Here is a 21626-nt window from a genome sequence, read left to right as displayed (position 1 = left end):
CGGCAAACAGCCTACTGTAGCAATATGAGTTCCGGTGCCATCATTGAGGAAATCAAACAGCTCACGCCTGACGAGCAGGTGGAGGTGATTCAGTTTGTTATTCAATTGGCCAAAGCCCGCCCCCTTACCGCCAATGAATTGACTGAACTGGCCCGGCAGATGGTGGAATCCGAAGATCCAGCGGAAGTGCAGCGCCTGAAAACAGCCATCAGTCACGGTTTCTACGGAAACTCCGCTCATGCCTAGCATCAAGCGTCTCAATCTTCCTCCAGCGTTGCTAAATCATTTGCTGGACCGCATTAAAAAGCGGCAGATTTCAGTGGAACAACTTGGCTTGCTCGCAGCATGGTTGGATACCCACCCCGAAGTTCCTTTTGGAAAATGGTTCAAGCGATTCTCCGGCATGACCGTTTGTGGCGAAGGCGAACTGATCAAAACCTTCCTGACCATCGGTCAACTTCCTGACGGGCAGGAGGTCCAATAAAAAAGGCGTTGCCTTGCGGCAACGCCTGTGTCGTAAAACTTCTTTAGAGCTTAGATAAACTCGTTGATCAAGTTCTCCAAGAATTCCTGACGGCCACTGGCGTTCGCATCGGCCTCGCCCTTCTTGAGCATGTAGGCTTCCAACGTCTCGAAGCTCTCTTTGCCCTCCTCAATGCTCTTGCCGAGACCCTTGTCCCAAGAAGAGTAGCGTTGCTTCACAAAGTCCGCGAGGCGACCATCCTTGCGGATGGCAGCCGCGATCTTGAGACCGCGGGCGAAGGCGTCCATGCCACCGATGTGTGCGTGGAAAAGATCCACCGGATCGACGCTCTCGCGACGCACCTTCGCGTCGAAGTTCACGCCACCCGTCGTGAGGCCGCCATATTTCAGGATGCCCAGCATGCACTGCGTGGTGAGATAGATATCCGTCGGGAACTGGTCCGTGTCCCACCCGAGGAGCAGATCGCCCGTATTCGCGTCGATGCTGCCCAGCGCGTTCGCGGCACCAGCCGTCTCGATCTCATGCTGCATCGTGTGGCCAGCCAGTGTGGCGTGATTCGTTTCCAGGTTCAACTTGAAGTGCGGGAGCAGATCGAACTCGCGCAGGAAGTTCAAGCACGCAGCAGCATCGGAATCATACTGATGCTTGGTCGGTTCTTTCGGCTTCGGCTCGATGTAGAACTGGCCTTTGAAACCGATCTTCTTCGCATAATCCACCGCCATGTGCAGGAATTTCGCGAGGTGCTCCAGTTCACGCTTCATATCCGTATTCCACAACGTGGAGTAACCTTCGCGACCGCCCCAGAACGTGTAACCTTCACCGCCAAGTTCATGCGTCACTTCCAGCGCCTTCTTCACTTGTGCGGCGGAGAAAGCGAACACATCGGCATTGCAGCTCGTGGCCGCACCGTGCATGAAGCGTGGATGCACGAAGAGCTGGGCAGTGCCCCACAGGAGCTTGATGCCAGTACGCTTCTGCTGCTCTTTCAGGAGCCCGACGATGGTGTCGAGATACTTGTTCGATTCGCGGAGAGATTTGCCGTGCGGCGCGAGATCGCGGTCATGGAAAGCGTAGTAAGGCGCACCCAAGCGATCCACGATGTCGAAGAACACCGGCACGCGGGCCTTCGCGGTGTCGATCACATCTTTGCCATTGTCCCAAGGGCGGATGGCCGTCGGCGAACCGAACATGTCCGCGCCCTGACCGCGCATCGTGTGCCAATACACCACGGAGAAGCGCAGGTGCTCCGACATGGTCTTGCCTTCGATCTTCTGCGTAGGGTTGTAATGCTTGAAGGCGAGCGGGTTCGTGGACTTCGGCCCCTCGAACTTGATCTTCGGGATGTCTTTGAAATAGGACATAGTTCTCTTTCAGTACAAAAACGTTTTCGTATGCTTTTAGGTAAAACGAATGGAATGACTGTAAACACAGGCGAAGACGTGGCAAGCGGGGAAAAACACTCAGGGATATGTAAAATCCACCCAATTTCAGAACAAAAATAGAAAGGGAATCGACAAGTATATTTTGATCCTTAGGCTCCTCACTCAACAGCCATGGTTCACGACTTGAAACCGGCAGAAGCTTCACAAAAACGGCGATCTTCGACTGTCGCGAGTATCATCGCTTTTATTGTCACCCTTTTGCTCAGCACCAACTTTACAGTCGGTTTATTGGCGATCCCTTTTGCAGTTGTCATCTTATTAGCATGTGGCCGAGTAAATGTGATCCGCTATGATGACATACTAAAACAGCTTGAAATCATCGAATACTGCCCTTGGCTGCCCGGAAAATATCGAAAGACAATCCCGCGAACCAGCCTCAAACACCTAGTCTGCACAATCTATTTCGATGATGACGGACAGGAGCTTTCTGAAGTTATCATCGCCAACACTGCCAACGAATTTATTCTCCTGCGTGAACAAATGCGGCCTGATGACGAAAATCTGGAACGTTTCTCAGCGCTACTGAAGTTGGAGATAATCCGCAAGCCAGCTTGACCGGTAAATCACCGCGCAAACAGGTTCCGAATAATATCCTCAATCGGCACTTCCTCGATATCGATATCCTTCACTGGCAGCGCATCTAGCAAGCCTTTGCACGCGGCGATGACGCGATCGCGCTTAACCTTAAGCTTCACGCTCGTCGCCGTCTTTTCCACGATTTCGCCGAACTCTTTCAGGCAGCCTTCATTGCACGCGAGTTCACCCTCTGTCTGGATGGTGATGAGTTTGAAATCCGCGAAGCGATCAAGGATTTCGCTCAACTTGCCATCGAAGAAGATGGTGCCTTTATCAATGATGATCACGCGCTGGCACAACTCCTGGATGTCCGCCATGTAATGGCTCGTGAGCAGCACTGTGGTCTTGTTGCGTTTATTGTGATCGCGGAGAAATTCACGCACCGCCTTTTGCGAAACAACATCCAAACCAATGGTCGGCTCATCAAGGAACAACACCTTGGGCTGATGCAGTAGCGCGGCCACGAGCTCCAGCTTCATGCGTTCGCCCAGGGACAGTTCCCGCACCATCACATTGAGTTTCTCACCCACGCCAAGCAACTGCGTCATCTCATCAACGCGCTTTTTGAAATCCTCGGGTGCGATGCCGTAGATGCGTGCATTCAGTTCCAACGATTCACGTGCGGGCAAATCCCACCAGAGCTGATTCTTTTGCCCAAGCAACAAAGCGAACTGTCGGCGATAACCATCCGCACGTTCCCATGGCGTGTAGCCCAAAACCGAAGCAGTGCCGCTCGTGGGATAGAGCAGGCCAGAGAGCATCTTCAGCGTGGTCGTCTTTCCTGCGCCATTAGGCCCGAGGAAACCGACGAGTTCCCCTTCTTCCACTTGGAAGTTCACATCCTTCACCGCATGCGTGGTCTCGTATTCGCGCTTGAAAAGACCGCGCACCGCTCCAGAGAAGCCGGGTTGCTTCTTATAGATGCGGTAGGCTTTATTCAGCCCTTGAACTTCGATTGCGGCCATGTCCCGAAAGTTTCTGGTTTCCAGTTTCTAGTTACGAGTCAAAAAGCAAAGCAGCCTTAAACTCGAAACTCAAAACAAGTAACCCGAAACTCGTGCTTAACGGAGCAACTGCTTCTCCAAGTAACTCACGACCTGGCGCACGTTGGAATCAATCTCCATACGGTCCTTCACCAGACGGCAGGCGTGCAATACGGTACCGTGATCGCGACCGCCAAAGGCTTCACCGATGGTATTCAGTGAGCTTTCCGTGAGTTGACGAGAAAGGAACATGGCGATCTGGCGCGGGAACGCGATGTTCTCCGGACGGCGCTTGCTGCTCATATCCGCGATGCGGAGATCGAAATGCTCAGCCACGCGCTTCTGGATGAGGTCGATGGAGACGATCGTCTTACCCTCTTCCTGCAACACTTCGCGCAACAGGTTTTCCACCATGTCCAGCGAGAGCTTCTTGCCCGTGAGCGAGGAATAGGAGATCACGCGGATGAGCGCGCCTTCCAGACGGCGGATGTTCGTGCGGATGCGGTTCGCGAGGAACTCCAGCAGATCATCCGGCACCGTGGTGTTCATCGAGTTCGCCTTCTTTTTGAGAATGGCGAGGCGCGTTTCCACATCCGGCGGCTGCATGTCCGTGACCAGACCCCATTCGAAACGGGAGACGAGGCGGTGTTCCAAGCCTTGGATTTCGCTCGCGGGACGGTCGCAAGTCAGCACGATCTGCTTGTGGCCCTCATGCAGCGCATTGAACGTATGGAAGAATTCTTCCTGGATACGCTCCTTGCCTGCGAGGAACTGGATGTCATCCATTAGCAGCACATCCGTCTGGCGATACTTTTTGCGGAAGCGCACCAGTTGGTTGTTCTGAATGGCGTCGATGAACTCGTTCGTGAACTTCTCGGAAGAGACGTAGGCGACCTTCGCACCCTTCTTGTGCGCCGCCACATACTGACCGATGGCGTGCAGGAGATGCGTCTTGCCCAATCCCACACCGCCGTAAAGGAACAGCGGGTTGTAAGATTTGCCCGGAGAATGCGCCACGGCCATCGCCGCCGCATGGGCGAAATTATTATTCGTTCCCACCACGAACGTATCGAACGTGTTCTTGGGGTTGAACGAAGGATCACCTTCAGCACCTTGGTGGCTCTTCTCCGAGCCTTCCACGTGCTTCGTCTTGGCCGGAGCCGGAGCTGTAACAGCGGCTGCTTTGGCAGGAGCCGGTGCGGGTGCGGAGCCGGTGGTGACCACGAAGCGGACTTTCAAGGGACGACCCGCGGCACCCAACAGCACATCTTGCAAAAGGCCGATGTAGTTGTCCGTGAGCCAGACTTCACAGAAGTCATTGGCCACTTCCAGCGTGATGGCATCCTGCGTCATCTCGGTGGCCCGAAGCGGCGCGAACCACAGATTGAAGATGTCCGAGTTCAGCATGGTCTTCAGCAGCGTTTGAGCTGCGGACCAGACTTTTTCTACAGAGTCATGCATGGCGCGGTTGATCCCCTGATTTTCCTGCATTTTTGCCCAATTATTCACTGTTTCCTGTAACTTATCCGTAACCGACATTTGGCCTGCTCATCCCAGCCTTCCGGCTTCAGTGCCCGCGTCCTGCTTTTTCATGCAAACTTCAAGGCCACCCTTGGAGTCACTTCATTTTCCCGATTATCCCGTTGAATATCAACGAGATATAAAATCATTCAAAAAGCAATTTTTCGTTCACTTTTAAGGGTTTATCCGGCCAACCCGGTCCATCGGAATCGAATGCGTTTGTTCTAGGAAATGAACCCGCTTCCGACGAGCATTAGATATTAACTCTTTTTCACAAGTTATTCACAGGCTACTTTTTCTTCTTTTTTCTGCTTGCCAGAGCTGCCTCAAAACACTTTCCCGCGTAAAATATGGGGTGAATGCCCCATCTGCGTTTCCGGTGTATTAACAGTCGTAGTAAAGAGAAAATTCGTATGGATGCGGACGCAGGCGCAGGGCATCGTGTTCCTTGCGTTTTTGCGTCACCCACATCTCCAAAAAGTCCGTGGTGAAGACATCGCCCTTCAGCAGGAATTGATGGTCTTTCTCCAGGCAATCCAGCGCCTCACCGAGGGAACCAGGCACGTTCGGCACCTTCTTCAGTTCTTCGGGCGGGAGCTCGTAAATATTTTTATCCAAGGGTTCGCCGGGATCGATCTTGTTGATCACACCGTCCAGACCGGCCATGAGCAACGCGGTGTAGCACAGATAGGGATTCGCCGCCGGATCGGGCGGACGATACTCGATGCGCTTGGCTTTCGGGCTTTCCGAGAAGGTCGGAATGCGGATCGCCGCTGAACGGTTGCGTGCAGAATAAGCGAGATTCACCGGAGCCTCATAGCCCGGAACCAGGCGCTTGTAAGAATTCGTGGTCGGGTTGCAGATCGCGCACAGCGCCTTCGCGTGCTTCAAAATGCCGCCGATGTAATAGAGAGCCATCTGGCTCAGACCGGCATATTCATTGCCGGCGAAAAGCGGTTTGCCCTTTTTCCACAACGACTGGTGCGTATGCATGCCAGAGCCATTGTCTCCGTAGAGCGGCTTGGGCATGAAGCTCGCGGTCTTGCCGTGTTTGCGGGCCACGTTCTTCACGATGTACTTGTAGAGCATCATCGTGTCCGCCGTTTTCACGAGCGTGTCGAAACGAAAATCGATCTCGGCCTGACCTGCCGTCGCGACTTCATGATGCTGCCGCTCGACTTTGATGCCGAGTGCTTCCATCACGAGGCACATCTCTGTGCGGATGTCTTGCTGAGTGTCAGCAGGACCAACCGGGAAATAGCCTTCCTTGTGCCGGATCTTGTAACCGAGGTTCGGCATCTCATCGCGACCGGTGTTCCACGCAGCTTCTTCGGAATCGACAGAATAGAACGTGCCGTTGGCTTTGTTGTCATACTGCACGTTGTCGAAGATGAAGAACTCGGCTTCAGGTCCGAACACGGCTGTGTCAGCCACGCCGGTGCTTTGCAGATATTTCTCACCGCGTTGCGCGATACCGCGCGGATCGCGGTTGTAAGCTTCCTTCGTACCCGTCTCGGCGATCGTGCACGTCAGCGAAAGCGTCGGCACAGCACAGAACGGATCGATGAACGCGGTAGCCGGATCAGGCATCGCGAGCATGTCGGAGGCTTCAATGCTCTTCCATCCGCGGATGGAGGAACCATCGAAACCGAAACCCTCATCAAAAACTTCCTCAGTGAGTTCGCCCGTGGGAACGCTGAAGTGCTGCCAGGTGCCGAAGGTGTCTACAAACTTGATGTCCACCATCTTCGCCCCGGCCTTTTTGGCCAGCTCAAGAACTTCCTTGGGAGTGCTCATGAACGTCGCTTGTTATCAGGTGCAGTTTGTATTTAGAGACAAGAAACCCTGCCGTGTGTTCACAAGGCAGGGAACGTTTTGGAAATAGATTTATACGGCCTGGTCGCCAGTCTCTTCCGTGCGGATGCGGATGGCGTTCTCGATCGGCAGGACGAATACTTTGCCGTCACCGATCTTGCCGGTCTTGGCCGCGCCGATGATCGTCTTCACTGCTTGTTCCACTTCGGAATCCGGCAATACGATCTCGATCTTTAGTTTCGGCAGAAAATCCACTGTGTATTCGCTGCCGCGATAGATTTCCGTATGTCCCTTTTGGCGTCCAAAACCTTTGACTTCAGTAACGGTAAGACCTTCCACACCGATACCCGTCAGGGCCTCTTTGACATCCTCCAGTTTGAACGGCTTGATGATGGCTTCGATCTTTTTCATGAGCGTTCTGTTTTTGTGTCGGAGGAAAATAGTAACAACGAAGCCCCCTCTGTAAACAGGAAAGAGCCGATGAAAAATTTTCACAGTTGGAGAGTTGACTTTTCGACTGTGATGAGGCGAAGCACTGACTTCTTGCCTTGCCTCTGCGGGACAGATGCCCATTCTCTGCGCCGATGAGTTGGTGGTACAAACAATTGGTCCGTCCGGCATTGTTCGAGATGGATTCCGAAGCAGCGCATAACTTCGCGCTGGAAAATCTCGCGCGCACCAGTCGCGTGCCCGTGCTGTGCGAAGCGATGGCCGCTATGTTCAGCGCGCCCGCCTTGCCCACGAAATGTTTCGGCCTCGATTTCCCGAATCCCGTCGGCCTCGCCGCTGGCATGGATAAGCGCGGCGTGGCCATGCCCGCATGGTCCGCCTTGGGCTTTGGTTTCTCCGAAGCCGGTGGTGTGACGTGGCATGAACAGCCCGGCAATCCCACACCGCGCATGTTCCGCGGCATCCCGGATGAGTCACTCGTGAACCGCATGGGCTTCAATAATGGTGGTGCCCCTGCCCTTGCCGCGCGCCTGAGCGAATGGCGTGAGAGCGGTCGCTGGCCGAACCATCCCGTCGGCATCAATCTTGGTAAATCCAAGATCACGCCGAATGAGCAAGCAGCAGATGATTATGCGAATTCCTTCCGCACCCTCTGGCGTTTGGCAGATTTCTTCGTGGTGAACGTCAGCTCCCCGAATACGCCGAACTTGCGCCAGTTGCAGGATAAGAGCGCGCTCGATCAAATCCTCGCCGCCTTGCAGCAGATCAACGACGAACTCGCACAGCAAACGGGCTTCGCTAAGAAACCGATTCTCGTGAAGGTGGCTCCTGACCTCACGTTCGATGCCTTGGACGAGATGCTAAGCCTCGTCGGCCCACGTCAGCTTGCGGGTATCGTGGCTACGAACACGACCATCTCACGTCCTGAGACGAAGGATCCGAAACTGAAGGCCGTGTATGCGGAAACAGGCGGCTTGAGCGGACGTCCCCTACGCCAACGCAGCACAGAAGTCATCCGTCATCTTTATCAACAGACGCAGGGCAAGCTGCCGCTCATCGGTGTCGGCGGTATTTTCACCGCGGAAGATGCTTGGGAGAAGATATGCGCAGGCGCCAGCCTCGTGCAGATCTACTCCGGCATGGTCTATGAAGGACCAGGCATCGCGAAGGCTGTGGTCAAAGGCTTGAAGGAAAAAGTCGAAGCCCATGGCATGAAGAGCATTTCTGAAGCGGTCGGGTCAGAAGAATAAACGGGACCGGCCAATACTGCCCGGTCCCGTTTATTTGCAACCCAGACCGAAATCGGATCAGAACGAGAAGCCTAAGCCCACGTTCAAGGAAATCGTCTTACCCAGATCCAGCGTCGCCTTGCGGCCACTCGCCGTCTGACTAAACGAACCCACGTTCTGATAGGTGATGCCCGTGAACACATTCATGTTATCCGTGAACCAGTAGGCCACGCGCGCACTGAGATAACCTCCCACCAGCAAATCAGAAGAACGGTCATTACCTGTGGTCGTAGAAGGTGTGCCAATGATCGGCGTCTTCAACTCATTGAAGGTGAACTCGCTATCCACCACCGCGAGGGACAAGCCACCGCTCAAGGTCAGACTCACACGCTCGCTGAGATTGTAATCCAAGTAAGGACCGAAGCGGAATGCGAAGACGGACGCGTCAATGTCGCGATTGCCGGTGATGATGGCGCCTCCAGGAATTATTACCGTTCCTGTGGTCGTGTCCAACAATGGTCCCGGTCCTGCCACAGTTCCTGTAAAGGGAGCCACTGGCGGCACGAAACCCAACGGAATATTCGCGACAACCAAATTACCAGCCACCGCCTGGCTATCTGTGATGCCTACAGGCATCCAACCAAATGCACCTTCCAAGCCCCAACCGCCCTTCTCCCAGCTCTTCAACTGATAACTGTAGGTCAGATCCACACCATGCTGCAAATCACTATCACTACGCTGCGTGCTCAAGCCCGCCGCCAGTGCCGTGCTGCTTAGCTGCAGATTACCGCCCACAATCTGGCTCGCATTGTTATATCCCCAAAAGGTCGTAAGCCCGCCCGCATTCCCGGAGGCATCCATACCGATGAATCCGTCATCGAATTGCTGAATATCACCAGGATTCACCAAAGGCACCAATCCAGGGTTCAACCCCGGCCCAGCCCCGCCGATGCCCGAAAACTCCGCCGCGACGTTGAAGTTCAGATTGTAGCTGATGCCGAAGCGCCCGAAACTGCCTTTATCCTGGGCCTGAGCACTCCCTGCCATCAACACGCCCGCCAACCCCAAACTCATCAAATGGATGCGTTTCATGATTCGTTTCTCCTTGGATTACGGGACTTCAACGATGCGATAGAACCGGGACACGACGGTAGACGGATGTGCATCCGTTTTGGGTGGTCCACTATCGATCCATTGCCGGTTCGAGCCCGTGCCCGTCTGCGCCGGGAAAACCGTAGTCCACGTGGTCGCGTCCGGGCTGTATTGGATATAATAGGTGCGATTTAGCACCGTCGCATAATCGATCAGCACATGCCCATCCGTAAGCACTTCCGGCGGATTGCGCAGAATTGCCTGCACGGCACCAACCGGAACAACCGGTCCCGCCACCGTTTCCAAAGTCGCGACGAAAGTCGGCGCAGGAATCGTAGTCCGGTTCGCCACGTAATATTCGATGAAGAACGTCACAGAACCGCCCGCAGGAACAGGCGTGTTCTGCTGCATATAAGGTTCATTCGCCACGTTCGTGCCGCTCGCATTGTAGACCACTATGCCAGGAGCCAGACCTTGGATGGTCAAACGCACCGCCGATACCGGAACCGGAGAGGTATTGTTCACCGTGACAGACTGGCTCATCAAACCGGATTGGAGGAAGTAGAAGCCGCTCGCATCGATCGCGCTGACCGTTCCCAGAGGCAGATTCGCCAGCACCGTGATGTTCACTGCGGCAGAGGTCGTCGTCGCGTTGTCATCATCCGTCGCGATGGCCACAAACGAGTAGTTGCCCGGTGCAAGATTCGAAAGATTCACCGAGAAGCCATCTCCGGGCGTCGTATCCGTTCCCAGGGAGATATTCTGGATCGTCTCACGGAACTCGATTTGCGTCACAGTGCCATCCACATCAGATGCGGTGGCCGTCATGGTAAAGCTGGCCGGGCTGAAGAACGACGAGTTATTCGGCGGGAAGGTGATGGAAACGGTCGGAGGCGAGTTGACGCCCGTTACCGTCACGGTCACTTTGGCCGAGGAGAATCCACCGAATCCATCCGTCACCGTATAAGTGAACTCGTCATCCATCGTCACCCCCAGCGCCAGTGTGGAAAGTGTCACGGAGGTCGTGGGATCATAACTGAAACTGCCGTCCGCATTCACCACCACTGTCGCGCCTAAAACACTGGTGGCGCTGTAAGCGGGTGCTGTCTCCACCAACTGATGCAAGACACCGAGATAGACCGGATCAGGATCAAACGTCCCGGCACCATACGCACCGAAACTCGCCAGCGGACCCGGGGCAGGCAGAATGGCGCTCGTGGCCCCCTCATCCTCCGGGATCACGACGTTTGTTCCTGCCACCATGCGGTCTGACGCTCTCAAATTAGCGATGCGGAACGCATCGATCCGGTCATTCGCCGAGATGCCGAAATAATCCAGATTGAAGACCGTGGCAAAAAGGAACTCGCCCGCGATGCCATAGGCAGCACTTTCCGATGCCGGCACATACACCCATGAGCTCCAGACACCGGAATCCGTCCCTCGCACCTGCACCATGAACGCTTCTGGCGCATTCTCGCTGCCGGATTCATAAACCACAAAGTCATTCCCGGCCAGGTTCGTCAGGCTCAAACCGTTCACCCAGGTGATCTCCACGCCACTGCGGAAGCTCGTGCCCACATCGCCCAGCGGCAGGTTCACACCGCTCACCGTCGTGCCCGAGGAGGACGAATTGAACAGATGCCCCAAGGAATAGGCTCCCCGGAAATTGGTCGTATCATTCGGGAAACCATCCCGCGGTGTGGTCGTGTCCTCAGGCTCCGCATCGATCGTTGCACCATTGTAAGCGCCCGGTGCCAGTCGCGTAAGGATTGTGGGCGTGCCCGCCTGATCGAAGACTACGTTCGCAAAGGTGTAGAGCTGCTGTCCCGGCCCTTCCACCCGCAAGGTGTTGCCGTCCGCATCCGTATCATTAGCCAGCACACCGGGAGCGGTGACATTCAGAGGCGCGTTGGAGAAAGTGGCATAGCCGGTATCATTCATCGCCAAGGGGGCATCATTCCGGCCCGAAACTGTGATCGTGACCGTGGCCGTATCCGTTCCACCTTCACCATCGGACACCGTGTAAGTAAACGTATCCGTCAAGGATTGGCCGACGGTCAGCGCCCGCAAGCTCGCCGACGCATTCGGGTTGTAGGTAAAGCTGCCATCGGCACTCACGGCCACCGTCGCGCCCTGCACGCTGGACGCATCAAAGGCAGACACCGTCAGTGTCGTCCCGGCATCAATGTCCGTATCGTTGTCCAGCACACCATCAGCGGCACCGACGGTAAGGACTGTGTCCTCATTCGCAACATAAGTATCATTCACGCCTGCCGGCGTTTCATTCACACCTGTCACCGTGATGGTCACCGTCCCGCGCGCGGAATTGTTTTCCACAGAGTCATCCTGAACATTGTAGGTGAATGTGTCGTTCACGGACTGTCCTGCAGCCAGTTGCTGGAATGCCAGCACACTGCGCGGGTCATAGGTATAAGTGCCATCCGGATTCACATTCACCGCAGCCCCGGCGACGCTGTTCACATCAAAGGCCGTCGTGCCCGGATTCATCGGCCGCAAGATGCCGATATAGAGCGGATCAGGATCCAATGTACCAGCTCCATAATTTGAGAAATCGACCGCCAAGGTGCCCACATCTGGCAGATTTGCACTAGTAGCTCCATTATCTTCCGGGATCACTTCGCCTGCACCTGAGGCACTCGCCATACGGTCTTCATTCGTCATATTGACGATGCGAATGCCGTCGATTCGCGCATTCGCAGCGATCCCGAATGCATCCAAGTCAAACGGGGTGGCGAAGAGACCTGCTCCATCGACACTGGCAAACGCCGTGGCTGGATTATAAACCCAAATGCTCCAAGTAGCGGTGGCCGCATTGCGAACTTGGACCATGAAGGCTTCTGGCGTTCCTGCCGAACCAGACTCGAACACCACAAAATCGTTACCCGCCAGATTGGTAACGGTCAGACCATTGTTCCACGACAACTCCATCCCACTGCGCTGGGTGCTCCCATTATTCCCGCGAGGCAGGTTCACCGCGCGTACACCGGTGGGATCACCGAAAGCCAATCGCCCCAACGTAATCGCGCTGTTAAAACCCGCTGAGCTATCCGGAAAACCTCCAATATCACCTGTGCGCTCGTTCGGCGTGATGGTGACAATTGCGTTAGAGTATGTTCCCGCACCTAAAAGCGTCCCGACATTGGGAGTGCTTAACTGATCAAAAGTAAAACCCGCAAAAGTATAGTTTTGCTGCGGAGCGTTACCGTTAACGACAAGCGTTCCAGTGCCCGTATCATTGCTCAACACGCCATTCGGATTGTTCACCGTCAAAAGCTGGTTCGCGTTGATAGAACCCGTGTCTGGATTGGCAGTGGGCACGGCTTCCGCCGTGAACACACCGATTGCCAGAGACAGGGCGACACTGGTTAGCAAGGTAGGTGTTCTCATTCCTAGTAAATCCGCATTTCAGCACATTTTAGGCCAATTATTGTCCGATTTGTCCTTTCTCAGGACAAATCATCAACGCAATCATACTTATCCCCTCACACCACATAACCATCTCGACTCCAAACATATACGATACACCAGTTAAAATTATCCTCCCCTTAGAAGACAATCTACCCCAATTAACCCTATTTTGCCAATGCGTTTTGCAAAATATTTCATTCATGGAAATGCAAATCGCATCTTATTCCACTCTGCCTACCCTACTCCTCGTAAGGGATTCACCCCAGACGAAGTTTGACTTTGGCTTCACATACTCACCGAACCATGCTTGCATGTTCCCATGATCAGATTTCGACTGATTTGCGGATTGCTTGCCTGCCTTATTCCCTGCTTTATCGGCCAAGCGTCCGAACGATTGCCAAATATAGTTCTCATCATCTCGGACGACCAAGGTTATCCCGATCTCGGCTGCATAGGCAGCAAGCCCATCCTAACTCCCAACCTCGACCGGCTCGCCCGTGAAGGCGTTCGCGCCACCAGCTTTTATGTCACTTGGCCGGCTTGCACTCCTTCACGCGGCAGCGTTCTGACCGGGCGTTATCCCCAGCGCAACGGCCTATATGACATGGTGCGGAACGATCTCGTCAACTACGGCCATAAATACACTTGGGATGAATACCTAACCTCTCCCGAGATGACCTTGGGGCTGGATCCGAAAGAAATCACCCTCGGCGATGTGCTCAAAAAAGCCGGTTACCGGACGGGCATGGTGGGCAAATGGGACATGGGCCAGGCCAAGCGCTACCTGCCTCTGCAGCGCGGCTTCGATTTCTTCTACGGCATCGGCAACAACGGGATTGATTACTACACACACGAGCGTTACGGCGTCCCCTCCATGTTCCGCGACAACAACCGCACGGAAGCGGACAAAGGCACTTACGCCACGGATGTATTCAAGCGGGAGTCCCTCCGCTTCATCAACGAGAACCATACACAGCCGTTCTTCCTCTATCTTGCCTTCAATGCCCCTCATGGCGCGTCCAATCTGGACAAACCGGGCGTGCAAGCCCCCGCTGCGTTCATCCGCCAGTATCCACAGATGAACCCAACAAACAAACTCACCTCCTACTATGCTGCCGTCACCTGTATGGACGCTGCCATCGGAGAGCTGCTTGATGCCTTGAAAAAGCACGGTCTCGAACAAAACACGCTCGTGGTCTTCATGTCTGATAATGGCGGCAGCGGCAATGGCGGCAACGCCCCCTTGAAAGGCGCGAAATCCACCATGTGGGAAGGCGGCCTGCGCGTCCCCTTCATCGCCCGCTGGCCCACTCAACTCCCCGCCGGCAAAGTGACGGATGAATTCCTCACCGCACTCGAGTTGTTCCCCACATTCACATCAGCCGCCGGTGCCAAGCCGCCAAAAGATGTCATCCTCGATGGGTTCAACCTCCTGCCTGTTCTGCAAGGGAAGGAGAAATCACCCCGCACCGAGATGTATTGGGAGCGGCGTAGTGATCGCGCTGCCCGGTTCGGCAACTGGAAGTGGGTGGAATCCGCCAAAGGCAACGGACTTTTCGATCTGGCGGCGGACATCGGGGAAAAGACGGACCTGAGCAGTCAAAAACAGGAAATCGCCGCTTTGATGAAGGCCAAGTTCTCGAATTGGAAGAAAGAGATGGATGCCGCCGAACCGAGGGGGCCTTTCAAAGATTACTGAACCCTCAGTAAAGCACCTTGCCCATGATCCGGTCGCGCCCATACACGCCGTGCGTGTGATGGGCCTCCAGCATCGCCCGGTTGTCCCCGATCACAAGATATTCACCCTCCTTCAGCGTCCACGCTTTTTTCCAAGGAAAACGCGCCCTCACATAGTCTTCATCTAACGGCTCGCCATCGATGAAGACAACGCCATCCAAGATCTCGACCGACTCGCCCGGCAGGCCGATGATGCGTTTCAGCAAAACCGCGTTCGGCTCCAGACCACGCGCATCCACAGCCACGACATCGAAACGTTGCGGTTTGGAAAACCAATAGGAAACACGGTTGATGAAATTGAATTGCCCCTGCTTGTAGGTCGGAAACATGCTCACCCCCACCACCCTTATGGGCCTCGCCAGAAAACCGAACACCACCACACAGACGATAACCAGCACTACGATCCGGGAAATGGTTTTTTTGGGATGCCTGCCCGCGATCAATCGGGCCCACCCATGCACCGCCTCATCCGGTTTGCCTTCAGTCTGCATCAATAGCCTGCCACCAGATCACCCTTGCAAGACAACCAAGTCCCGCCCGGCGTTGAAAAAAACTTCATACCAGTTCCAGCCCACAGGCTTGCCTGTGCCAGATGCAGACAGTCTCTGCTGCTTTTTCAGTTTCTGCAATATCCAGAACACACCTTCAACGAAGGTAAATATGCTCCCGGAACCATGCCGCAGGTGTCCGGCCCGGATCAGCCTAGGGGGCATGAACCCTTCGTGGACAGCTTGACAAAGCCCGGCTCCTTACCGACTGTTCCGCGCCCGCCCTCCCGGCGGCTTTGTGAACGGCATACGTAAACGTGATTTTCTCCTGTCGCTGAAATATGCGACCATCGAGGCGTGTTTCAGCGTCCCGATGCTGAACCTTACCCGCTCGAACCTGCCTTTTGTGATCGGGTTCGTGACGGCTGTGCTCAAATGGGAGCCCGCTCTCGTCGGCTGGCTGGCTTCTGTGCCGCTAATCTGTCATGTGATCCAGCCAGTGGTGACCCATTGGTTGCAGCGTTTCTTTTCTTTGCGCGAGATCGTCCTGATCAACTTTGCCTTTAATGCACTGCCCTGGGCATTCATCTCGCTGTTTCCTTTTTTAGGAAGCGAAATCGTACCGCTGCTCTTTGTCATCGTATTTATATCCAGCTTGGCGGATAGCGTGGCGGCAGTGGCGTGGTCCGCCTCCATGTCGGATTTGGTCCCCCTCTCCATTCGAGGGCGTTACTTCGGCGATCGTAACATCATCTTCGCCTTCTGGAACCTGGTTGTGCTGCTAGCGTCCGGCCAATTCGTAGATCACTTCAATAATACCATCCATGCTTTTGGCGCCATCTTTGCCACCGCAGCCGGCGCGCGCATGATCGGCATGTATTATTTCGCCATCATGAAGTTCCCCGCCTCGGTCACCAAGCGGCAGGAAAAAAAGACGAAGCTGGCGGAATACCTCTCCGTGATCCGTGACCTGAACTACTTGAAGTTGCTTCTCTTCATCGGCCTCTGGGGGTTCTGCCTGAACTTGGCTCAACCGTTTTATAGCGTCTATGTGCTGCAACATCTTCCTTATACCGTCGGTGACCTGACGGTGTTGGCCACCATTGCCAGCTTGGGCGGCCTGCTTTCGCTGCGGACATGGGGACCATTGAGCGATCGCTTCGGCAACAAACCAGTGATGGTCGCCTGCTCATTGCTTTGGGCCGCCAGTGCAGCATTGTCCTGGCTGCTGGCCGGACCAGAGCGTCATGGGCATCTGTATCTGAACTACTTCATCACCGGTTTCATGACTTCCGGTTTTCAGCTCTGCCAATTCAACCTGATGATCAATCTGGTGCCTGCTGAAAAGAAAGCCGCTTACATCTCTGTATTCTTTGCGTTCTCAAATCTTATCATCGCCTTTGGCCCCATCGTGGGTGGCAAGATGCTTTCCGTGATCCCCGAACAAGTCGGCACTTTGCTGGGTGAGCCACTGACCTCTTATCATGTGCTGTTCGTGATCTCGATGGTCCTCTGCCTGTTCTCCGTGCATATGCTTCAAGCCCTGCGAGAACCGGCAGAGCGTCCTCTCAAAGAACTGGTCCGCGTGATGCGCGGCATGCACGAGTTCAATCCCGTCGTCGGTTTTGCCACCTTGGCAGAATATATGTTCACCCCGCGCGGTGTTCTGCGCTTGGTGCAAAGCAGTGTGCGCACCCTCAAACGACAGACTAACGTGGTGGCGGATGTCGGTGAAGATCTGGTGGAAGGCAGCATCCGCGCCGTGAAACGCCGTGCCAGTCGAGACTCGTTGAAAGGCTTAAAGCCCACATCCAAAGATCCAAACTCTAAAGAATGACCAAAAAAGCTCCAAACCCGGCCGAGCGGATTTGGAGCTTTGGTTATTTGAAATTTTCGCTGGTGTTTGGAGCTTGGGATTTGGGATTTTCTCTTACTGTTTTTTGTAAATGATCATCACTCCGTAGTCCGTCAAAATCTTGCCCCCGCTTTCATGCGAGTAGGAGATGGGCGTGATGGAGTGAAGATCATCCTCACCCACACCGCTCAACACCTCAGCCACCATATCATCGAAACGATCTTTCCCGGAAACAATGCACTCGGCCCGGCGGATCGTCCGAACCACGAAAGAGATGCCCAGCTTGGCGGATACTTCCAGAGGCTTGTTCGCCTTCTCGATCAAGGCACCGGCATTCTTGCCCGCTGAAGGAAGGGTCAGATTCACGCGCTGACGAGGTTTGACCTCGGGTGTCGAAGTCGCCGCCAGAATCTCCTCCGCCGGATCAATGGCTGGTGCAGGCGGCACAGGGGTGCCTTCGGGCACATTGAATGTCAGGTTGCATTGTGGACACTGGATCTCATCTCCGACCATGGAGCTGTCAGCGGTCAGCAACACATTACAGTTCGGGCAGGCAAAATTAATATCCATATTGACCTCGGCTTATTCTTGGAAACCGGGGCAATCTAATGCCGGATGCCCTATAGAGCCAGCAGAAATAAATGACCAATGACGAAATCCGAATGACGAAGGAATGAGCAATGATCAAATGAAAAGCTCCGGTCCTTAAAAAGAAACCGGAGCTTTAAGATTTTTAGCCTTAGGAATTGGTGCTTAACTCATTCCTTCGTCATGCACCCCGTCCTGCAAAGTCGGGGCCGAGCTTAGGCATTGGTCATTATTCTTTAACCCGCGACACCCGTGCTCCCAGCTTCTTCAGCTTCTCATCGATCTTCTCGTAGCCACGGTCCAGATGGTAGATGCGGTTCACTTGGGTGGAACCTTTCGCCGCCATGCCGCCGATGACCAAGGCTGCCGAGGCGCGCAAATCGCTCGCCATGACTTCCGCACCGCTGAGGGGCTTGCCACCCTTCACGATGGCGCTCGGTCCTTCGATGGCGATATCCGCACCGAGACGGAGCAATTCGCTGACGTGCATGAAGCGCGCCTCGAAAATGCGTTCCGTGATGATGCTGATACCTGGCGTCAGCGCCATGAGCACCATCATCTGCGCCTGCGCATCCGTGGGGAAACCGGCATAAGGCTGCGTGACGACATCCACGGGCTTGAGCTTACCACCGCGCTTGATGGTGATGCGTGGGCCACTGCGTTCCACCTTCACACCGGCTTCGCGAAGTTTGTCCAAGATGGCGTGCATGTGATCCGCTCGGGCACCATGCAGCGTCACTTCACCATTCGTTGCCGCAGCGGCGATGGCGTAAGTGGCCGCTTCGATACGGTCCGGAATGACCTCGTGCTCCGCACCATGCAATTCTTTGACACCCGTGATGGTGATGGTGGGACTGCCCGCACCCGTGATCTTCGCGCCCATGGCGTTCAGGAAGTTCGCCAGATCGACGACTTCCGGCTCGCACGCCGCGCTATCAATAATGGTGACGCCTTCCGCCAACGTTGCGGCCATCATGATGTTCGCCGTGCCGAGCACCGTTGGGCCTGAACGACCACCCAAGAACATCTCGCGACCGATCAACTTCGGCGCCTTCGCAATCACATAGCCATGCTCCACCGTGATCTTCGCGCTCAAGGCTTCCAAGCCCTTCAAGTGCAAGTCCACAGGACGCGCACCGATGACGCAACCGCCGGGCAGCGACACCGTAGCCTTCTTCAACCGCGCCAAGAGTGGCCCCAAAATGCAGATGGAACCGCGCATCTTACGGATCAGATCGTAATCACCCGTCCCTTTGATCTTGTGCGCGTGAATCTTCACCACATCGCCCTCGATCTCCACCTTCGCGCCGAGCGAGGTGAGGATCTGCCCCATGAACTTCACGTCGCTCAAGTCCGGCACGCGCGTGATGACGCAAGGTTCAGAGGTGAGGAGCGTCGCGGCCATGAGGGGAAGCACCGCGTTCTTGGCTCCGCTGATCTGCACATCGCCGTGCAGCGGAATGCCGCCTTTGATCAAAAGACTGTCCATAGATTCGAAATCCTGCTGAAAAATTTATCGCGTGAAAAATCTGCGACGCGCGACTTTTTCACGCGCCTCGCACGCTGGCAATCACGAAGCGTTCACGACCGCTTAAATCTTTTTCCAAACCGTGAACCGCCCAACCATGATCCTCAAAAATCTTTTGAATGGCCGGTCCCTGCCCTTCGCCAAACTCCGCCATCAACCTTCCACCCGCCACCAGCCACACTGAACCTTCTTTCGCCAACCGATGATAAAATTCCAAGCCATCTGCCCCGCCATCCAAGGCGACACGCGGATCAAAATCCTTCACCTCCGGCTCCAGCGTCTCAATCTCCGCTGCTTCGATGTAGGGCGGATTACTGATGATGAGGTGATATCTCTGCCCTTGGCTCAAGGGCGCGAATAAGTCGCCTTCCAAGAACTTCACCCGCCCGTTCAACTGATGTTTCTCCGCGTTCTTCCGCGCAAGCGCAGAAGCGGCGGCGGAAATATCCACCGTATCAAACGCAACACGCGGTGATTTCAGGGCGATGGTGATAGGCAAACAGCCTGAACCTGTGCCGAGGTCCAAGGCCCGCAGATCTCCTTCCGGCAAACCATTGATATACGTCCACGCCAACTCCGCCAGCGTTTCCGTCTCCGGTCGTGGAATGAGCACATCCCGGCTCACCGCCAGCTCATAACCGCAAAAATTCACGCTCCCCACCAGATGCTGCAACGGCTCCCGCTTGCCCCGACGCTGAACCAGTTCGCGCATGGCCGCTTCTTCCTCTGGCTTCAAAGCACGCTCGAAGTTCAGGTAGAGCTTGAGCCGCGCCATCTTCAACACATGCGCCAGCAGGAGTTCCGCCTGCAAGCGCGGCGATTCCACCTGCTTGCGCTGCAAAAACTCGGCACTGCGTTGTATCACTTCCAGAACGGTCACGGCGAAAACCTAAGACGTAGCTACCGAGGTGACGAGGCTGAACTTGCTGGCTGGCATGATCCGCCTCCTCACGTCGGCGGCTACGAAACTAGGTCTATTCCAATAAAAACGAAATTTTCCAAGGCGAAATCGTCTGCCCTCTGCTAATCTAGGCGCGTGACTCAAGTGGCCTTTGAAATCTTAATCGTGTTCCTGCTGCTGGCGGCGAACGGTATTTTCGCCATGGCGGAGATCGCCGTCGTGTCTTCGCGGAAAGGCAAGTTGCGCCAGCTCGCGGATGCAGGAAGCAACCGCGCCAAAGCCGCGCTGGCCTTGGCCGAATCGCCGAACCGCTTCCTCTCCACAGTACAGATCGGCATCACCTTGGTAGGTATCATCGCCGGCGCGTTCGGCGGTGCCAAGCTGTCTGCTAAGTTAACTCCTTTGCTGGAACCAATGCTGGGAACTTATGCCCAGACAGCCGCCTTCGGCATCGTCGTCACCGCCATCACTTATTTCTCGCTGGTCTTGGGTGAATTGCTGCCGAAACGCATTGGGTTGGGCAATCCGGAAGGCATCGCCATGACGATGGCGGGCTTCATGAACTTTCTCTCCAAATGCACCAGCCCGATTGTCAATTTTCTCACTTTCTCGACGGATTCTTTACTACGTCTGGCAGGCGTAAAAACCAAAGATGAGAACGCCGTTTCCGAGGAAGAGGTCAAAATCCTCATGCAGGAAGGCATGCGGGCCGGTGCCTTTCATCATGTGGAGAGCCAGATGGTGAGCAGCGTGCTGGAGCTTGACCTGCTTAAAGTCCGCGATCTGATGACACCGCGGCCCAAGATCATCTGGCTCAGCGCGGATGAACCGCATGAGACGGCCTGGCACAAGATCGTGGTCAGCGGCCACACGTACTTCCCCGTTTACCGGGGTAATCGTGACAATGTAGTGGGTATCGTCTCCATCAAGGCCATCTACGCCAACCTCGCCGCCGGTGTGGGCGTAAAGATCAAAGACGTGATGGTGAAGCCCTTGGTGGTGCCCGAGACGCAGATCAGCCTGCAATTGTTGGAGACGTTCAAATCCAGCGGTAAACACATCGCGATCGTGACGAATGAATTCGGCTCCATCACGGGTATTGTGTCACTAAACGACATCATGGAAGCCATCGTGGGTGAGGTGGCCACGCAGGAGGAACGCTCCAAGCCCGAAGTGCGCCAGCGCGATGACGGCACATGGCTGATTGATGCCATGGTGGACCTTGAAAAGGTGGAACGCGCCCTGCCCGGCTTCCGTTTCGATAAGGAAAACAACCGGGACTACCAGACGCTAGCCGGATTCGTGATGCAACGCTTCAATCGGGTGCCGAAAGAAGGCGAGATTTTTGAAGCGCAGGGCTATGTTTTTGAGGTGTTGGACATGGACCGGCACCGGGTGGACAAGATCATGGTGATGAAGGCGAAGGGGGATGGAGCGCTAAAGGGGTGATTCGTGATCGGTTAAAACGTGGGAAAAAGCCGTCGTTTTGTTCGCGTAGCGAACGAAGA

18 protein-coding genes are annotated in these 21626 nt (G+C 55.1%); 7 read left to right on the top strand and 11 right to left on the bottom strand.

The annotated features are described in order from the left end of the window. The first annotated feature begins 24 nt into the window (after positions 1–24). Both VGH19_05725 and VGH19_05720 read left to right on the top strand, forming a co-directional pair. Positions 25–246 carry a hypothetical protein gene (locus VGH19_05725; protein HEY1170852.1) on the top strand — a complete coding sequence of 74 codons (222 nt, stop codon included), beginning with the start codon at positions 25–27 and terminating at the stop codon, positions 244–246. Further along, a complete protein-coding gene (locus VGH19_05720) occupies positions 239–484 on the top strand; it encodes a hypothetical protein (protein HEY1170851.1) in 246 nt (81 codons plus the stop codon). Before VGH19_05725 ends, VGH19_05720 begins: the two co-directional genes overlap by 8 nt. A 50-nt stretch (positions 485–534) precedes the next feature. Here the strand turns inward: VGH19_05720 and xylA are convergent, their stop codons facing one another. Beyond that, positions 535–1845, bottom strand: a complete 1311-nt coding sequence (gene xylA, locus VGH19_05715; protein ID HEY1170850.1) for a xylose isomerase — start codon at positions 1843–1845, stop codon at positions 535–537. A gap of 192 nt (positions 1846–2037) precedes the next feature. On the opposite strand from xylA, the gene VGH19_05710 reads away from it, so the two are divergent. After that, positions 2038–2481: a hypothetical protein gene (locus VGH19_05710; GenBank protein HEY1170849.1), complete on the top strand. Its 444-nt coding sequence runs from the start codon at positions 2038–2040 to the stop codon at positions 2479–2481. Positions 2482–2489: 8 nt separating this feature from the next. On the opposite strand, the gene VGH19_05705 is transcribed toward VGH19_05710, so the two are convergent. From VGH19_05705 to VGH19_05690, 4 genes are all read right to left on the bottom strand, one after another. Further along, a complete protein-coding gene (locus VGH19_05705) occupies positions 2490–3467 on the bottom strand; it encodes an ATP-binding cassette domain-containing protein (protein HEY1170848.1) in 978 nt (325 codons plus the stop codon). A 96-nt stretch (positions 3468–3563) separates the two neighbouring features. After that, complete coding sequence (gene dnaA, locus VGH19_05700) at positions 3564–4946, bottom strand: chromosomal replication initiator protein DnaA (protein HEY1170847.1); 1383 nt, start codon at positions 4944–4946, stop codon at positions 3564–3566. A gap of 444 nt (positions 4947–5390) precedes the next feature. Further along, complete coding sequence (gene glnA / locus VGH19_05695; GenBank protein ID HEY1170846.1) at positions 5391–6803, bottom strand: type I glutamate--ammonia ligase; 1413 nt, start codon at positions 6801–6803, stop codon at positions 5391–5393. A gap of 90 nt (positions 6804–6893) precedes the next feature. Continuing rightward, entirely contained in the window at positions 6894–7232 is a 339-nt protein-coding gene (locus VGH19_05690) for a P-II family nitrogen regulator (GenBank protein ID HEY1170845.1), read from the bottom strand. 173 nt (positions 7233–7405) lie between these two features. On the opposite strand from VGH19_05690, the gene VGH19_05685 reads away from it, so the two are divergent. Continuing rightward, the gene (locus VGH19_05685) at positions 7406–8521 is read left to right on the top strand and encodes a quinone-dependent dihydroorotate dehydrogenase (protein HEY1170844.1); all 1116 of its coding nucleotides are present in this window, start codon (positions 7406–7408) and stop codon (positions 8519–8521) included. A gap of 57 nt (positions 8522–8578) precedes the next feature. On the opposite strand, the gene VGH19_05680 is transcribed toward VGH19_05685, so the two are convergent. Beyond that, positions 8579–9592: a hypothetical protein gene (locus VGH19_05680; GenBank protein HEY1170843.1), complete on the bottom strand. Its 1014-nt coding sequence runs from the start codon at positions 9590–9592 to the stop codon at positions 8579–8581. 18 nt (positions 9593–9610) lie between these two features. Next, positions 9611–13000, bottom strand: a complete 3390-nt coding sequence (locus tag VGH19_05675; protein HEY1170842.1) for an Ig-like domain-containing protein — start codon at positions 12998–13000, stop codon at positions 9611–9613. A 415-nt stretch (positions 13001–13415) separates the two neighbouring features. On the opposite strand from VGH19_05675, the gene VGH19_05670 reads away from it, so the two are divergent. After that, a complete protein-coding gene (locus VGH19_05670) occupies positions 13416–14720 on the top strand; it encodes a sulfatase-like hydrolase/transferase (protein ID HEY1170841.1) in 1305 nt (434 codons plus the stop codon). 4 nt (positions 14721–14724) lie between these two features. Here VGH19_05670 and lepB read toward each other — a convergent pair whose 3' ends face one another. Then, positions 14725–15249 (bottom strand): signal peptidase I, encoded by a 525-nt coding sequence (gene lepB / locus VGH19_05665; protein ID HEY1170840.1) that lies wholly within the window; start codon positions 15247–15249, stop codon positions 14725–14727. A 295-nt stretch (positions 15250–15544) separates the two neighbouring features. On the opposite strand from lepB, the gene VGH19_05660 reads away from it, so the two are divergent. Further along, on the top strand, positions 15545–17083 hold the full coding sequence (locus VGH19_05660; GenBank protein ID HEY1170839.1) for an MFS transporter: 1539 nt from the start codon (positions 15545–15547) through the stop codon (positions 17081–17083). A gap of 93 nt (positions 17084–17176) precedes the next feature. Here the strand turns inward: VGH19_05660 and VGH19_05655 are convergent, their stop codons facing one another. The 3 genes from VGH19_05655 to prmC form a co-directional block, all read right to left on the bottom strand. Continuing rightward, positions 17177–17671, bottom strand: coding sequence for a hypothetical protein (locus VGH19_05655; protein ID HEY1170838.1), 495 nt, complete (start codon positions 17669–17671; stop codon positions 17177–17179). A gap of 247 nt (positions 17672–17918) precedes the next feature. Continuing rightward, positions 17919–19178, bottom strand: a complete 1260-nt coding sequence (gene murA, locus VGH19_05650) for a UDP-N-acetylglucosamine 1-carboxyvinyltransferase (protein HEY1170837.1) — start codon at positions 19176–19178, stop codon at positions 17919–17921. 58 nt (positions 19179–19236) lie between these two features. Next, complete coding sequence (prmC, locus tag VGH19_05645) at positions 19237–20097, bottom strand: peptide chain release factor N(5)-glutamine methyltransferase (GenBank protein HEY1170836.1); 861 nt, start codon at positions 20095–20097, stop codon at positions 19237–19239. A gap of 156 nt (positions 20098–20253) precedes the next feature. On the opposite strand from prmC, the gene VGH19_05640 reads away from it, so the two are divergent. Further along, positions 20254–21567, top strand: coding sequence for a hemolysin family protein (locus VGH19_05640; GenBank protein ID HEY1170835.1), 1314 nt, complete (start codon positions 20254–20256; stop codon positions 21565–21567). The last annotated feature ends 59 nt before the right edge of the window (positions 21568–21626 follow it).

This window comes from Verrucomicrobiia bacterium, assembly GCA_036405135.1.
Lineage (GTDB): Bacteria > Verrucomicrobiota > Verrucomicrobiia > Limisphaerales > JAEYXS01 > JAEYXS01.
Note: the sequence above shows the minus strand (reverse complement) of the source record. Positions and strands in the feature narration are given on the sequence as shown.

Bases quoted from the DNA above. Each gene is read 5' to 3' on its own strand.
- VGH19_05725 (HEY1170852.1), top strand. From the start codon at position 25: ATGAGTTCCGGTGCCATCATTGAGGAAATCAAACAGCTCACGCCTGAC.
- VGH19_05720 (HEY1170851.1), top strand. From the start codon at position 239: ATGCCTAGCATCAAGCGTCTCAATCTTCCTCCAGCGTTGCTAAATCAT.
- xylA (HEY1170850.1), bottom strand. From the start codon at position 1,845: ATGTCCTATTTCAAAGACATCCCGAAGATCAAGTTCGAGGGGCCGAAG.
- VGH19_05710 (HEY1170849.1), top strand. From the start codon at position 2,038: ATGGTTCACGACTTGAAACCGGCAGAAGCTTCACAAAAACGGCGATCT.
- VGH19_05705 (HEY1170848.1), bottom strand. From the start codon at position 3,467: ATGGCCGCAATCGAAGTTCAAGGGCTGAATAAAGCCTACCGCATCTAT.
- dnaA (HEY1170847.1), bottom strand. From the start codon at position 4,946: ATGCATGACTCTGTAGAAAAAGTCTGGTCCGCAGCTCAAACGCTGCTG.
- glnA (HEY1170846.1), bottom strand. From the start codon at position 6,803: ATGAGCACTCCCAAGGAAGTTCTTGAGCTGGCCAAAAAGGCCGGGGCG.
- VGH19_05690 (HEY1170845.1), bottom strand. From the start codon at position 7,232: ATGAAAAAGATCGAAGCCATCATCAAGCCGTTCAAACTGGAGGATGTC.
- VGH19_05685 (HEY1170844.1), top strand. From the start codon at position 7,406: ATGAGTTGGTGGTACAAACAATTGGTCCGTCCGGCATTGTTCGAGATG.
- VGH19_05680 (HEY1170843.1), bottom strand. From the start codon at position 9,592: ATGAAACGCATCCATTTGATGAGTTTGGGGTTGGCGGGCGTGTTGATG.
- VGH19_05675 (HEY1170842.1), bottom strand. From the start codon at position 13,000: ATGAGAACACCTACCTTGCTAACCAGTGTCGCCCTGTCTCTGGCAATC.
- lepB (HEY1170840.1), bottom strand. From the start codon at position 15,249: ATGCAGACTGAAGGCAAACCGGATGAGGCGGTGCATGGGTGGGCCCGA.
- VGH19_05655 (HEY1170838.1), bottom strand. From the start codon at position 17,671: ATGGATATTAATTTTGCCTGCCCGAACTGTAATGTGTTGCTGACCGCT.
- murA (HEY1170837.1), bottom strand. From the start codon at position 19,178: ATGGACAGTCTTTTGATCAAAGGCGGCATTCCGCTGCACGGCGATGTG.